This window comes from Coprococcus sp. RTP21428st1_C9_RTP21428_210409, assembly GCF_040227395.1.
GTDB lineage: Bacteria > Bacillota > Clostridia > Lachnospirales > Lachnospiraceae > Coprococcus > Coprococcus aceti.
The window spans coordinates 1-13,787 of the sequence record NZ_JBEHVV010000002.1 but is presented as its reverse complement, the minus strand read 5'-3'; the positions used below and the strand labels follow the sequence as shown (position 1 = coordinate 13,787).

The 13,787-nt window shown below is 44.8% G+C and carries 10 protein-coding genes, 1 tRNA gene and 1 pseudogene; 1 reads left to right on the top strand and 11 read right to left on the bottom strand.

Features of this window, described 5'->3' with window-relative positions; translation table 11 throughout:
• The 6 genes and pseudogenes from ABUA34_RS00590 to ABUA34_RS00565 all read right to left on the bottom strand — a co-directional run.
• Positions 1–415: pseudogene (locus ABUA34_RS00590) on the bottom strand (hypothetical protein); the annotation flags it as partial.
• Positions 416–435: 20 nt separating this feature from the next.
• Positions 436–1,098 carry a TetR/AcrR family transcriptional regulator gene (locus ABUA34_RS00585; protein WP_242849657.1) on the bottom strand — a complete coding sequence of 221 codons (663 nt, stop codon included), beginning with the start codon at positions 1,096–1,098 and terminating at the stop codon, positions 436–438.
• A gap of 175 nt (positions 1,099–1,273) precedes the next feature.
• On the bottom strand, positions 1,274–1,447 hold the full coding sequence (locus ABUA34_RS00580) for a TnpV protein (RefSeq protein WP_308936784.1): 174 nt from the start codon (positions 1,445–1,447) through the stop codon (positions 1,274–1,276).
• A gap of 420 nt (positions 1,448–1,867) precedes the next feature.
• Entirely contained in the window at positions 1,868–2,776 is a 909-nt protein-coding gene (gene metA, locus ABUA34_RS00575) for a homoserine O-acetyltransferase MetA (protein WP_015533508.1), read from the bottom strand.
• 35 nt (positions 2,777–2,811) lie between these two features.
• Positions 2,812–4,848, bottom strand: coding sequence for an NAD-dependent DNA ligase LigA (gene ligA, locus ABUA34_RS00570; protein WP_349092987.1), 2,037 nt, complete (start codon positions 4,846–4,848; stop codon positions 2,812–2,814).
• A 35-nt stretch (positions 4,849–4,883) separates the two neighbouring features.
• Positions 4,884–5,588 carry a pseudouridine synthase gene (locus tag ABUA34_RS00565; protein WP_349822674.1) on the bottom strand — a complete coding sequence of 235 codons (705 nt, stop codon included), beginning with the start codon at positions 5,586–5,588 and terminating at the stop codon, positions 4,884–4,886.
• A 314-nt stretch (positions 5,589–5,902) separates the two neighbouring features.
• Between ABUA34_RS00565 and ABUA34_RS00560 the strand changes: the two genes are divergently transcribed.
• Entirely contained in the window at positions 5,903–6,367 is a 465-nt protein-coding gene (locus ABUA34_RS00560; protein ID WP_015533511.1) for an Lrp/AsnC family transcriptional regulator, read from the top strand.
• Positions 6,368–6,416: 49 nt separating this feature from the next.
• On the opposite strand, the gene ABUA34_RS00555 is transcribed toward ABUA34_RS00560, so the two are convergent.
• The 5 genes from ABUA34_RS00555 to ABUA34_RS00535 all read right to left on the bottom strand — a co-directional run.
• The gene (locus ABUA34_RS00555; protein WP_015533512.1) at positions 6,417–7,469 is read right to left on the bottom strand and encodes a hypothetical protein; all 1,053 of its coding nucleotides are present in this window, start codon (positions 7,467–7,469) and stop codon (positions 6,417–6,419) included.
• Between the two features lie 47 nt (positions 7,470–7,516).
• Positions 7,517–7,588 (bottom strand) — tRNA-Arg (locus ABUA34_RS00550).
• Between the two features lie 101 nt (positions 7,589–7,689).
• Positions 7,690–9,147 carry an NCS2 family permease gene (locus ABUA34_RS00545; RefSeq protein ID WP_022216101.1) on the bottom strand — a complete coding sequence of 486 codons (1,458 nt, stop codon included), beginning with the start codon at positions 9,145–9,147 and terminating at the stop codon, positions 7,690–7,692.
• Between the two features lie 198 nt (positions 9,148–9,345).
• Entirely contained in the window at positions 9,346–12,579 is a 3,234-nt protein-coding gene (locus ABUA34_RS00540; RefSeq protein WP_349822673.1) for a glycosyl hydrolase 53 family protein, read from the bottom strand.
• Between the two features lie 394 nt (positions 12,580–12,973).
• A partial coding sequence (locus ABUA34_RS00535) for a sensor histidine kinase (protein WP_349822672.1) occupies positions 12,974–13,787 on the bottom strand: 814 nt, incomplete at its 5' end.

The window sequence follows — 13,787 nt, the reverse complement described above, 5'->3', positions numbered from 1 at the left end:
ATTCGCCGCCGCAGGCCGTGCAGACAGCCTTAGCGGTGCAGGTCGCCGTGCCGCCGTGGCAATTCTCGGTTTCCGTATGGCTGGTGTCACGCTTACAGATTCGGGTGTGGGTCTTTTCATCGCTGTTCTGCGTCCAAGCGCCCCAGTCGTGCCCAAGCGGTTCGGAAGATCCGCCGCAATCCGTGCATGTCCTTCCGCTTGTGCAAGTCGCCGTTCCGCTCCACATGTGTGACTCCCAGTAATCCCATGTATTATCACACACCGTGCATGTAAGAGCGGTTCGGTGCAATTTATCATTTGCGTATTGATAAGTCACCCTTACCGTTTGTATCTGGCCGCATTTACGACAAAGCGCAATATTCGCCGCATATGCCGTCATAGGCATAACAGCCAGCATCACGCACAGTATGAGCACAACGCTCAAAATTTTCTTATTCATATAGTCTCCTCTCCTTTGCTGTCCTTTGACAGCTTAAAGTCATATTTCATTTCCAACATGGCGAACAGCTTATACATTACCTCGGTGGCGATTGCCTTGATATCCAGTGATTGAATAAAGGCAAGCACCTTTGCCTGCTCCGCCTCTGGTACCCGATACACCCGCATAGCCGCCGTCAAAAAGCGGCTGAGCTTGCGTTCCAACGGAAAATGAATATCACATTTTCTCGCCATATAGCTGCGCATCAGTCCCGCCGTGCCTATTTCCATCTCGTAAAAGTCGCTCTCGGTATCATCGGGAAATTTTTCACCAAAAATCTGTTTCAGCTCTGCTGTGGTATGCAGATAAATATATTCCGATGTTTCGGGCAGGGAGTAGGCTTCGATGTAGATTTCCCGCAGGTTCTCGTTCAACTCGGTCAGTGTCAGTTGAATCGCCGTTTCCACCGCATAAGCGTAAACCGGCGGCAGCTTGCTGTCTGCAATGCTTCTTGCCACGCCGAACTGTCCGCCGAACATCGTTTCGGTCAATTCCAGCAAAATTCTGTCCTTGGTAGGAAACAGATTCAAATAGCTTCCTCTTGCAACACCTGCTTCATCCACAATCTGACTGACAGAGGTGTTTTTATACCCCTGCTCCAAAAAGAGACGGACGCACACGGTCAGTATTTTCCTCTTTGTTTCACTGCTGTCTCTCCGCAAATATATCACCTCTCTTTGAGCATCCTAGTATGTATACCAATAATATCATAACAAGTGCAAAAAGGCAAGTGGAATTTGAAACTTTACCTCCGTAAATTGTGACATTTCCGCAAACGCTGGCTTCTTCCATTACTCACGGAACTTTATGACTTATTGAATACTGCCTGAAAAGGAAAAGCCGCCGTCTGTTGTTCATCCTCTGCACCCACAGCATTTGATTTTCCGCTTTGAGGGCTTCCGTTACGCCCTCTTTTTCGGAAAACTGTTTTACCAGCCGAGAAAATATTGCTTCTCCGGCTTTCTGCACGGATTGCTTACGGTGATAATAGAAGTTCTTTTCCAATTGTGCAAAGCACTTGACATTTCATTAAGGGATTTTTTTGATGATGATAATAAGGTTCTAATCAATGATCCACTGTCAACCAGAATATATAGACTCAACTCTGTACAAAGAGAGGCATTACTCGCCTTTCTAAATACTATAGATTAAGAAATCACAACGAAAAACACAGCACTACATAGATAACTACAACTCATCTACATAGTGCTGTGTTTTAATTTTATATTTAATATCTTCCCTGCCTAACGCCGTTTAAAAAAACACCAATTAATCGCCACAAAGTCATTAAATTATGGAAAATCACATCATTTTACATACATTTTTGTCTTTATTGATATGTAACGCATTTGGCTTAAATCCTTAGATTTTATGCGGTCTCACCGGCTTCTAATCCCACTTATACGGTGTGAGCTGATAAACGTAATAATTGAGCCAATTCGCATACAAAGTATTCGCGTGGCATCTCCACTTCTTCACTGGTTTCTTTTCCGGGTCGTTGTCTGGATAATAGTTCACCGGAATCTGTGGATTCAGGCCCTTGCCAAGGTCTCTGTGGTACTCCTGGTCAAGGGTCAGCACGTCGTACTCAGGGTGTCCTGTGACAAATATGTTTTTGCCGCCGTCACCGATTATGAGGTACGGGCCAGCCACATCTGACTCGGCTACGATCTCAAGGTGATCATTGTTTACAATGTCCTCCTTGGACACACCGGTATATCTTGAGTGTGGCACATAGAATACATCGTCGAAACCGCGGACTAGCGGTGTTCTCTTGTGGAAGGTGTGATGTTCGTATATGCCTGACAGTTTCTGCGGAAGGTCGAACTTCTGCACACCGTATCTGTAGTAGAGTCCCGCCTGGGCGCCCCAGCAAATGTGCATGGTCGATGTGACATTTGTCTCGGACCAATCCATGATCTCGCGGAGTTCATCCCAGTAGTCAACATTCTCAAATTCCATCTTTTCAACAGGTGCTCCGGTTATGATGAAACCGTCCCATTTGCGGTTCTTTACGCTGTCAAAATCCTCGTAGAATCTGTCAAGGTGTCCCTTTGTCACGTTCTTGGACTCGTAGGACATGGTTCTAAGAAGCGTGATGTTCACCTGAAGTGGGGTGTTTGACAGGCTTCGCATGAGCTGCAGCTCTGTATCCTCCTTCAGCGGCATGAGGTTGAGTATCAGGATGTCAAGGGGTCTTATGTCCTGGCTGTGCGCCCTTCCTGTTCCCATGACAAATATGTTCTCGTCCTCCAATGTTTTCTTAACCGGCAGATCATCATCTATTCTTATCGGCATCTCTATTCATTCCTTTCCATTTACTACAGTTACTCCTACTGTCCAATCAATTCTAAGAAATCCTCCTCAGATATGATAGGCACATCAAGGCTTTTTGCCTTCTTGTTCTTGGATGATGTAGAATTCACATCGTTATTTATAAGATATGAGGTCTTGGCAGATACAGAACCTGTAACCTGACCTCCTCTGCTCTCTATCAGTTCCTTGAGCTGATTTCTGTTGTCAAAATGGGTGAGCGAACCGGTTATGACGAACACCTTGCCCGCCAGATCCTGCTCCGTATCAGAAACCTCATCCACAAACGTAAGCTCAACCATCAACCTATCTATGATAGCACAATTCTTCTCATTTTCAAAGTATCTGACTATATCCTCTGCTATAACCTGACCGATTCCGTCTATCTCAACGTATGCTGACACATCTGCCTTCTTCATGGCATCCATATCATTTGCAAAATGCTTTGCCATGAGCTTGGCTGTCGCCTCTCCGACATTTGCAATGCCGAGACCATTGACAAGACGCCACATGTTCGTCTGTCTGGATGCGTCCACCGCAGCCACAAGCTTGTTGTACGACTTCTCGCCAAATCCCTCAAGTTCAACTATATGTTCTCTGTGAGCCGCAAGCTTATACAGATCAGGAAGCTCCTCGAGGATCTTCTCATCTATGAACTTCTCTATGGTCGCCTCTGAGAGTCCATCTATATTCAACGCATTTCTGGACACGTAGTGTGAAAATGACTTAAGTTTCTTCGCAGGGCAGAACTGGTTTGTGCAGTACAGAGTCTCAACTCCTGACACTGCACCGCCTTCCTCCCTCACTATCTCAGTCTCTCCTCCGCATGCAGGACACGCAGCCGGTATGACCACGTTACCACTCATGGTTAGATTCCTTGCAATCTGCGGAATGATCATATTCGCCTTGTACACTGCAATCTCATCACCTTCGCCAAGCGCCAATGACTTAAGTATGCTGACGTTGTGTATGCTGGCACGGCTGACTGTTGTTCCCTCAAGCTCCACCGGGTCAAATACAGCAACCGGGTTGATGAGTCCAGTTCTTGATGGACTCCACTCCACATAGCGGAGGTGGGTTATCGCTTCCTCGTCCGCCCATTTGAACGCCATGGCATTTCGCGGGAACTTGGCTGTGGTTCCCAGGCTTCTTCCGTATGCCAGATCATCCAGCATGAGTACCAGACCATCCGATGGGAAGTCATTCTCCGTTATCTTCTCTGAAAATTCCCTCACCTTATCAGGAAGCGCCGCCGAGTCTGTCAGGTAGTGTTCTACCACGGTAAATCCCTGCTGCTCCAACCAGTCAAGCTGATATTTGAATGAATTGTGGAAGTCCACATCCTCACCGTCCACTAAATTAAAAGCGAAGAAATGTACATTTCTCTCTTTTGTTATCTTGTTATCGAGCTGTCTCACTGAGCCGCTACACAGATTTCGCGGGTTCTTGTACTTAGATTCCGCATCCGTTATCTTCTCATTTATCGCATTGAAATCCGAGTATTTGATGACCGCCTCGCCTCTGATCGTCAGCTTGCCCTTGTACGGGATGTGATGAGGTACATTTGCAAATACCTTCGCATTGTTCGTGATGACCTCGCCTATCTCACCATTTCCACGGGTAACCGCTTTTATCATCTCTCCGTTCTCATATGTGAGAACAACTGTGAGTCCGTCCATCTTCCAGGATATTACACCCTTCTGACCGCCAAGCCATGACGCAAGAGCACCTACATCCTTTGTCTTGTCAAGAGAAAGCATTGGATGCTCGTGAGCCTCCTTCGGCAGCTCACTGACGACCTCATATCCTACCTTGACCGTCGGGCTGTTGCTCATGACCATCCCGGTCTCTTTCTCCAGGGCACTCAGCTCATCGTACAGAGCATCATATTCCAGATTGCTCATGATCTCTGTATCTTCCATATAATATTTCTTTGCAGCATCGTTGAGCTGCTTTACAAGTTCTTTAATTCTGGCTATCTTACCATTATCGTTATTGCCACTGATGTCATTATTTTCTTTAATATTTTCACTGGTATTTCTACTAATATCTTCCATACACACCCCACCAAAAATCCTATATACACTCTCTACTACATCCCCACTATCCGTCTCAGCTCTGCCTCTTCCTCGCGGCTGAGCTCCCTTAACTCTCCAGGTCTCATATTGCCAAGCTTCACGTTGCAGACCCTGACTCTCTTCAGGTTCACTACCCTGTAGCCCAATGCATCACACATTCGTCTGATCTGCCTGTTTAGGCCCTGTGTCAGCACTATCATGAATGACCTGTCATCTATCTTTCGCACCTTACATTTCTTTGTCACTGTATCAAGTATAGACACTCCATCCGACATCTTCCTGATGAAGTCCTCTGTTATCTCACGGTTCACCCGCACTCTGTATTCCTTCTCGTGGTTGTTCACCGACTTCTGGATGGCATTTGACAGGTCACCATCATTTGTCAGAAGAAGTAGACCCTGGGAGTCCTTGTCCAGCCTTCCCACGTACTGAAGTCTGATCGGATAATCTATGTGATCAAATATATTGTCTGGATCAGCCTTACTCGCTGTACAGGTAAGTCCTATCGGCTTATTATATGCCAGGATCACTGTCCTATCCTTCTGCTGAACCTTCCTGCCCATGAATGTCACCACATCCCCGGGCATGACCTTCTGACCCATGACTGCAGTCTCTCCGTTGATCGTAACCTTTCCATTCTCTATATGTGTATCCGCAGCGCGCCTTGAGCACACGCCCGCCTCACTGAGATATTTGTTAAGTCTTATTCCATCCGCCATAATCTTTCCTCTGTTATTATTTTCCTATATTGTTAATACATATCTCACATTCTAATTTCTGGTCAGCATACACCATGTATCAGCCAGACCAAGGCCAGTAAATTCTAACCAATATGCAGAACCATCATACCATTTATTTTTCATTTTGTGAACCATTCATCACACCATGTATAACCCACAGCAAAGATTCAGTTAAATTAATTTTGTAAAAGTCCTTGATTTTTTTTATCAATTAATGTATATTTAAACAAACGCAAAGGTGTGTTTCTTCGGAAACGCACCTTTTTTTATTTTAGGAAAAGGAAGTGCATATTATGGATAACATCGACAGAAAAATCATTCATCTTTTACAGGGCAACGCCAGAACGCCACTCAAGTATCTGGCCAGCAAAGTCTTCCTTTCTTCGCCGGCAGTTTCAGCAAGAATAGAGAGGCTTGAAAAAGCAGGAATACTGACCGGGTATCACGCAAGCATCAACCATGAGGCTCTCGGATATCACATCACAGCATTTATACACATGGCTCTTGATCCAAAACAGAAGCCAACCTTCTATCCATTTGTTGAAGCATGTCCAAATGTACTGGAATGCAACTGTGTGACCGGCGCGCACTCCATGCTCATGAAGGTCTGCTTTCCTAATACCATGGATCTCGACTCATTTATCGGACAGCTCCAGAGATTTGGCAGCACAGAGACACAGATAGTATTCTCCACACCGGTTCCTACCAGAGGGGTTTTGATCGACACAGATACTATAGACTCTTCAGAGGCTATGTAAATCTCATACAGTGATAATATAAAACGCAGGCATAAAGCCTGCGTTTTCTTTAATTATACATATTCTGGAACTTTCTAAATGTCTCATCCGTTCTAAGCAGATAATCATTGTTTTCTTTTACATGTTCATATATCGCCTGTATATCACCAGATGAGTTGATGGTGTTGATATACGAGCTCTCCTTGTCAGACAAAGCCGAATTGTTGATCTTGTAGCTTCCATCTGACTGTTTCGTCACATATAACGACCTTATATCGAGCGGTTCCGAGTTGACATCCTTTATCATCAGATTGGATAATTCGTACACGATATACGAATCTGCGGTATATCCGTTGGCTATATAACAGGTGGTCTTGTTGTACGCCGTTATATACTCCGCTGCTATCTCAATGCTCTTCATGTCGTCAAATTCCGACGGATCTGTGACCAGTCTCTGAAGTGTCGTCTGATCTGCCTTTGTTCTCGCCAAAAGATAATTGTTCACTAGCTGATTTATCTCATCGATCGTACACAGCCTGTAATTTGCTCCGTCTGGTATCTCCAGTCTCACCGTGTTATCTCTTCCGGTTATGTTCTCTGTGAACAGCTTATCGTTTATAAAAAATACATACACATAGACTCCGACAAGTATCAGAAATACCGCCCACAGCAAGGCAAGAACACCACCAGAGATCCCACCATGTCTGGATCTTCTTCGGCCTTTCCGCGTCTTTGCCTTCTCTTCGGCAAAATAATCGTCATCGCCATACAGCTCTTCATCATCGAACATATCTCCGGTATCCGGTGCATCATCCATATCCTCAGGATCTTCTATGACATAATCCTCATACGGCCTTTTCTGTCTCGCCGGGGTCTCCTCAACCTCTGAAGCTCCGCCGAGCTCTGAGTTATCAGCCAGCTCCGAATCTTCACTGTCATCTAAGTCATCATCTAATCCCGAGTCTCCACTGTCATCCGATTCATCGTCTGACTCCGGATCTTCACCGTCATCTAAGTCATCATCTGTCTCTGAATCTCCACCGATCTCTGATTTCCCATCCAACTCCGGCTCTTCATTTTCTATATTCTGTTCTTCCGCTTCCAAATTCTTTTTCTTCTTCATCACTGCATATCATCCTTTTACGAAATAAATATCAGAGTATAAAAAAGCGTACCAGGGCGGAGTCGAACCGCCCGTCATGGCTCCGGAGGCCATTGCCGTATCCGATTGGCTACTGGTACACAGTTGGTATGATACTACAAAAAACTCACTTTGGCAAATAAAAAAACGTCCCCGCACTTATATGCGGGAACGCTTTGAATTCTCTTGTGTCACTAAATAATTACATAGTTACCGAAACGAATTTTACTATGAATAAGAGTGCAATAATTGTCACTACGATATCCTGCTTCTTATACTTGCCTGTGAACAGTGTGATAAGAACATATGTGATAGCGCCAAGACCGATACCATTTGAAATAGAGTATGTCAGTGGCATCATAAGAAATGTCACGAATGCAGGAACTGCTGAGCGCATATCCTCCATATCAACCTTTGCAAAGTTCTTAGCCATAAGTACACCTACGAAGATAAGTGCTGGTGCTGTTGCACATGATGGAATGATGTTGGCAACAGGGCTGAGGAACAGACATACTGCAAAGCAGAGTGCTGTAACCAAACTTGTAAGACCTGTTCTACCACCTGCAGCGATACCTGAAGCTGACTCTACAAATGTTGTACATGTTGATGTACCGAGAATAGCTCCTGATACAGTACCTATAGAGTCACACATCATACACTCGTCAAGCTTCATTGGGTCACCCTTCTCGTCAAGCATATTAGCCTGGGAAGCTGCACCATAGAGAGTTCCGATGGTATCAAACATATCTACCAGACAGAAGCTGACAACAAGCATGATTGCTGAGAACACACCGCCGATATACTCAGCAGAGAATGCATCCTTCCATGCCTGTCCCTGGAACACTCCGAGGAATCCGACTGAACCGAAATCCTTGAATGACTGTCCGATCGATGAGAAATCAAAGTTAGGTGCCTGAAGCATCATAACATAATATAATACTGTAGATGCAAGGATACCTATGATAATGTTACCCTTTACATTAAGCTTTGCAAGGATCGCAATTATTATAAATCCTACAAATGCTACTATAGGAGGTGCGATCTGTGCAATAGCCTCCTTTGTGCTGCCAGCGCTTGTGATCACACCGTGGAAATCAAAGAACTGAACAAATGTATATGGGTTGTCCTGGATAAGTGTTGCATTCTTCAGTCCGATAAGAGCTATGAACAGACCAATACCTGCCGGAATTGACTTCTTAAGACACTCAGGCATTGCAACTGCAATGTACTTTCTGAGTCCTGTCACTGAAAGGATCAGGAATACGAGACCTGATATCAATACTATTACCAGACCTGCCTGATAACCTCTGATAACACTCACACCTGCAAATGCTGCACCAGCTACGAAGATAGTACAGAAGAATGAGTTAAGTCCCATTCCGCAGGCCTGTGCAAATGGCATGTCCGCGAGGAACGCCATGAGAAGTGTTCCCACTATTGCAACAAGAATAGATGCGATGAATACAGCATTCCATACTGTACCAAGCTCACCAGCCATGTCTGGAACTGCCCCTGCCAGCCAGCCATTGCTGCCTTCTCCTGCAACCTGATTTGGATTGACCAGAACGATGTATGCCATGGCGAAGAATGTTGTAAGTCCTGCCATGATCTCGGTCTTGATTGTAGACCCACGCTCTGAGATTTTGAAGAATTTGTCCATGATTACTCTCCTTTTCTCGTTTTAGTATAATATAAACAAATACTTATCCATTCTATATCACTTAATGATACTTTTTCAACTACTTTTAAATAATTTCTTAATGTTCCTTACAAAAGTTAAATAACATATAAACAAATAATAAAATAGTCCGGCCGGGTATTCCCCAATCGGACTATCGTATATATGTATTACTCTGTACTATTTTACTTTTTTGACAACAAGACCTCTCACTACTTTATATCTTGAACCTGATATCTTAACTATACCGGTAACTTCTGTGGCGATCTTGCCCTTCTTCACATAATAGTTCTTGTGATTCTTAGGACTCTTTACTATTCCCGTCTTGCCTGACTGGAATACACCCTTGTAGATATAGCATTTAGCACCTGTTGTGGTACTCTTGAAGAAGCCTGTATAACCTGACTGGATTATACCTTTCTTTACATAGTAATACTTCTTATTCTTAGTGCTTCTGACAAGGGCTGTCTTGCTCTCTGCAAATTTGCCCTTTATTATGAGACACTGCTGTCCCTTTGAATTTCTGTAGAAACCTGTGTATGCTGTATAAATCTTGCCATTCTTTACAAGATATGTTTTTCCCGTCTTAGGGCTCTTTACAAGTCCCTTGTATCCTGTCTTTACCACGCCATTTACAACATAGTAGTTGACTCCGGCACTCTTGACAAATCCTGTGTAATTCTCCTGAACCACGCCCTTCTTATAGAAGTAGGTCTTTCCATTCTCCTTCACAAGACCATTCTTGCTTGTATCAATAGAAGGAGTTGGGTCTGGTGTTGGATCTGGATCCGGTGTTGGTATTGGATCTGGTGTTGGATCCGGGTCCGGTGTCGGATCTGGGTCTGGTGTTGGATCTGGGTCCGGTGTTGGATCTGGATCCGGTGTTGGATCTGGATTTGGATCTGGTGTCGGTGTTATATCCGCATCTTTGTACAGATATGCGTCATCCCATGTTCCCCATGCCTTACCTGATGCGGTTGCTCTCATTCCGACAACAACCTCTGTTTTCTCTTCCACTGTAAATCTAATCTCAGGATGCTGCCATATCTTCCAGCCCTGTGGGACTGCAGGTGCGGATGCGAGTTCTGTATCTCCAGCTTTTGCATACACCTCATACACATCGTTATCTCCATTTGCACCGCCCTGAAGATATGAGCTGAACACATACTCTCCCGGCTCAAGTGTGATGGTCTGATACATGTCATATGTGAAATCTGAAGCATTGTAGTAATGTGCACAGTATGCTCCGTTTCTGTAGTCTTCCTTTGTCTTGATTGCAAATCCCTTGCTTGTATCAGCGATGGTCCATCCCTCGTTTCCTGACTCAAATCCAGGATTTACAAGGATGTTCTCCTTTAATATTGTTACATTGCACTGAACCTCGACAGTCTCATCATTTACTGTCACAGTTCCCTTTACAGTACATGTTCCTGCACCGTAGTTCTTTACCTTCTCAAGTGCTCCATCCTCCCAGGTGATGTCTGCGCTCTCTGAATTGCCATCATTGTAAGCTACTATTGCTGCAGTCGGCAGAGCTACATTTGCAATATCTGTTATCTCGATCTCAACATCATCAACTGTTATTGAGACTACCTCTCTCTTTGTCTTTGTTCCTGTGTGAACATAGGCAAATGTCTTGAGCGACTCAAGTGGGTGTCCTGTGAAGTCAAACAGTGCCTGGTTGTCAACTGCTGAACCGCCGTACCACTTGCCGGCGTCTGCTGCGTCGTACTCTCCTGCGTATGATGAAGCCCAGCCTGAACCGTACTTCTCCCATGCCTCCTTGTTGGCTGCAAGGACGTCTGCTGCATTCTCTGCAGATGAATCATACACATTTACAGGAAGCCATGCAGGCTCCCAGTAGAATACACCGATTCCTGATGAACCTGTATTCTTTACAGCCTTGATAACTGAGCTGATCTCATTTGCCTGACCCTGAACTGATATATCATAAGTTGTCGAGTCGTTTACACCCTTTCTGACTGTGTTGTCATGTCCATCTCCGTCATCCAGTGTGTATGCCCATGATGTCTCTGCTACCATTACCAGCTTGCCGTATGTGTCAGCCACATTCTTGAGAACTGATGTGAGGTTGTCAAGTGTGCCATGCCATACAGGATAGTATGATGATGCAAATACATCGTAGTCTACGTTGTATGTATTAAGTCTCTTTGCAAAATTTGCGTAATTGCCACTTCTCTCAGGATTGGTGAAATGGATGGCAACAAGGATATTCTTGTCGATGGCTCTCACTGCCTCACTTCCGGCGCTGAAGATCTTTGCCATGTTTTCCCAGTTCTTTGAAGTCTCACCACATATTCCGTTGGTCGTCTCGTTACCGATCTGAACCATGCCGACATCAACGCCAGCATCGAGCAGAGTCTTAAGGCTCTCTGATGTGTATGACTTAACTGCAGCTACCTTCTCGTCAAGAGTGAAGTCAGCCCAAGCCTTAGGCACCTGCTGTTTGCCAGGATCAGCCCAGAAATCCGAATAATGGAAATCCACAAGAAGCTTTATTCCGGCTGCTGTTGCATACTGTCCGATCTTCTTGGCTGTCTCCAAATCATTGTTACCGCCGCCGTAACCGTTTTTGTCTGCATCATATGGATCATTCCATACACGGACACGCACATAATTTATTCCACATGAAGCAAGGAACTTGAAGTATCCGATATCATCCAGCTCGTTGCCATCGAAATCATAATACTTAACTCCACTGTTCTTCAGTGACACATAGGATGATACGTCTACGCCCTCGATAAATGACTGCTTCTCTCCGTTCAGATCTGTGTATGTGAGATCACGCACGCGGTCCACATATATTCCAGCCTCCACAGGCTCAACTACATCTTCCTCGTCTGTAAGCTTGCAGAGCTTTACATTGTCTATCTTGCCCCAATATCCCTTGGCAAGACTGCCCTTGAATGAAATGCTGACATCAGTTGTATCCTCAAGAACGAACTCTTCTGTCTCATTTGTCGCCCATGCATCCCATCCGGTCGTGGCTCCAACAGCCTGTGACTTATCAGCGACAGATACTGTGAGCCCTGTATCCTGGGCATCGCCCTCGACATCATACTCCAGCTTGTATGTTCCCGCAGGAACAGCCTCTACAGTCTGTGTGATGCTGACATCAGCCGCATCTGAAGCCCAGATATTAAGATAATATGTGGAGTTTACATTACTTCCACCGTTTTTTACAACAAGCTCAGCTCCCGATCCACTCTCTATAGTCCAGTTACTGCTGTCACCTGTTTCAAAATCACCATTTGCAACCTTGAGTGTGTCCACCCAGCTCTCCGCAGCCTTCGCTGTTATCAGTGAAGCTTCCGATCCAAAGATCTGCCCTACCATAAGCGCTCCTGCAAGAACTGCACAGCCAATCTGCTTTACAATTCTCTTTCTTCTCATATACGCCCTCCTAATAAGTAATATTACGCAGACGCATTCCAATGCGCTTCGCGCGGCGTCCGCATTATCACAAGTATTCCTCCTTGTAATGTTGATCAACAGTTGCGCAACCGTTTGTCCTTATGGTGATATATTAACATATTTGAGTTCTGGTTACCATGTCGCTTGTAGACAATGTTTTTAAGAATTAATTGTGCATTTTGTATACATCAAAGCGCAACTCAAGCGCAATCTATTTGCAAATTTGTGCGCAACAGGATAATATTATGTTATGTATTTTCAAATATGCACAATAAATCCCAACGCTTATACAAAGAAAACGCCCTGTCCATGATATGTTATGTAAACTTCATATCATGAACAGAGCGTTTTAACGTATACACACTGTATTATTCTATAATGTAACCTGGAATGTGATGTATCCATCCCCGTCACATCTTGCTATTATCCTGCCCTTGTGAGACTCAACTATCGATTTGGCGAGAGAAAGTCCTATTCCCGAACCTCCGGTCTCCGAATTTCTTGAGCTGTCAGGTCTATAGAATCTCTCAAACAATATATCCTGAGAGCCCTCTTCCATGCCATCTGTGAGGTTTTTGAGAACAAACTTCACCTTTCTGCCATCACGCTTCAAGGATATACTTATATCCGCTGATTCAACAGCATACTTCATGGCGTTATCCACCAGTATGCTTATGAGCTGCCTGATGGAATTCTCATCTCCGACATACTTTATTCCATCTTCGATATCCGCGCTGATCTTCTTGCCTCGAACCTCCGACAGAGACGAGAAATGATCTATCACCTCATACGCCACATCAGACAGATCAAACTTTGCCTTCTCCTTCGGTTCAGGATTCTCATCCAGTCTGGAGAGAGCCACCATCTGATTTGTGAGCGCTGTCAGTCTCTTGACCTGATCCCTGGTGTTCTTCGTCCATTCACTCTCACCGTTCACCATCTCTATGACCTCGGTATTTGCATCTATGATGGTTAGGGGTGTCTTGATCTCATGGCTTGCATCGGTGATAAACCGCTTCTGCTTGGCATAACTCTCAGCCACCGGCTTGAATATCTTCTTTGACCAGAACAGCACCAGCATGAACACCGCAAGGAATCCAAGAAGTGACACTCCTACACTGTATACCAATGTATTTCTGAACGACTCCAGCTCCTGACGGCAGTCGACAAATATTATCCTGGTTCCA

Coding starts and splice junctions, on each gene's coding strand:
- ABUA34_RS00565 (WP_349822674.1), bottom strand. CDS start 5,588: ATGGCGGATGGAATAAGACTTAACAAATATCTCAGTGAGGCGGGCGTG.
- ABUA34_RS00555 (WP_015533512.1), bottom strand. CDS start 7,469: ATGAAGAAGAAAAAGAATTTGGAAGCGGAAGAACAGAATATAGAAAAT.
- metA (WP_015533508.1), bottom strand. CDS start 2,776: ATGCCGATAAGAATAGATGATGATCTGCCGGTTAAGAAAACATTGGAG.
- ABUA34_RS00545 (WP_022216101.1), bottom strand. CDS start 9,147: ATGGACAAATTCTTCAAAATCTCAGAGCGTGGGTCTACAATCAAGACC.
- ligA (WP_349092987.1), bottom strand. CDS start 4,848: ATGGAAGATATTAGTAGAAATACCAGTGAAAATATTAAAGAAAATAAT.
- ABUA34_RS00560 (WP_015533511.1), top strand. CDS start 5,903: ATGGATAACATCGACAGAAAAATCATTCATCTTTTACAGGGCAACGCC.
- ABUA34_RS00540 (WP_349822673.1), bottom strand. CDS start 12,579: ATGAGAAGAAAGAGAATTGTAAAGCAGATTGGCTGTGCAGTTCTTGCA.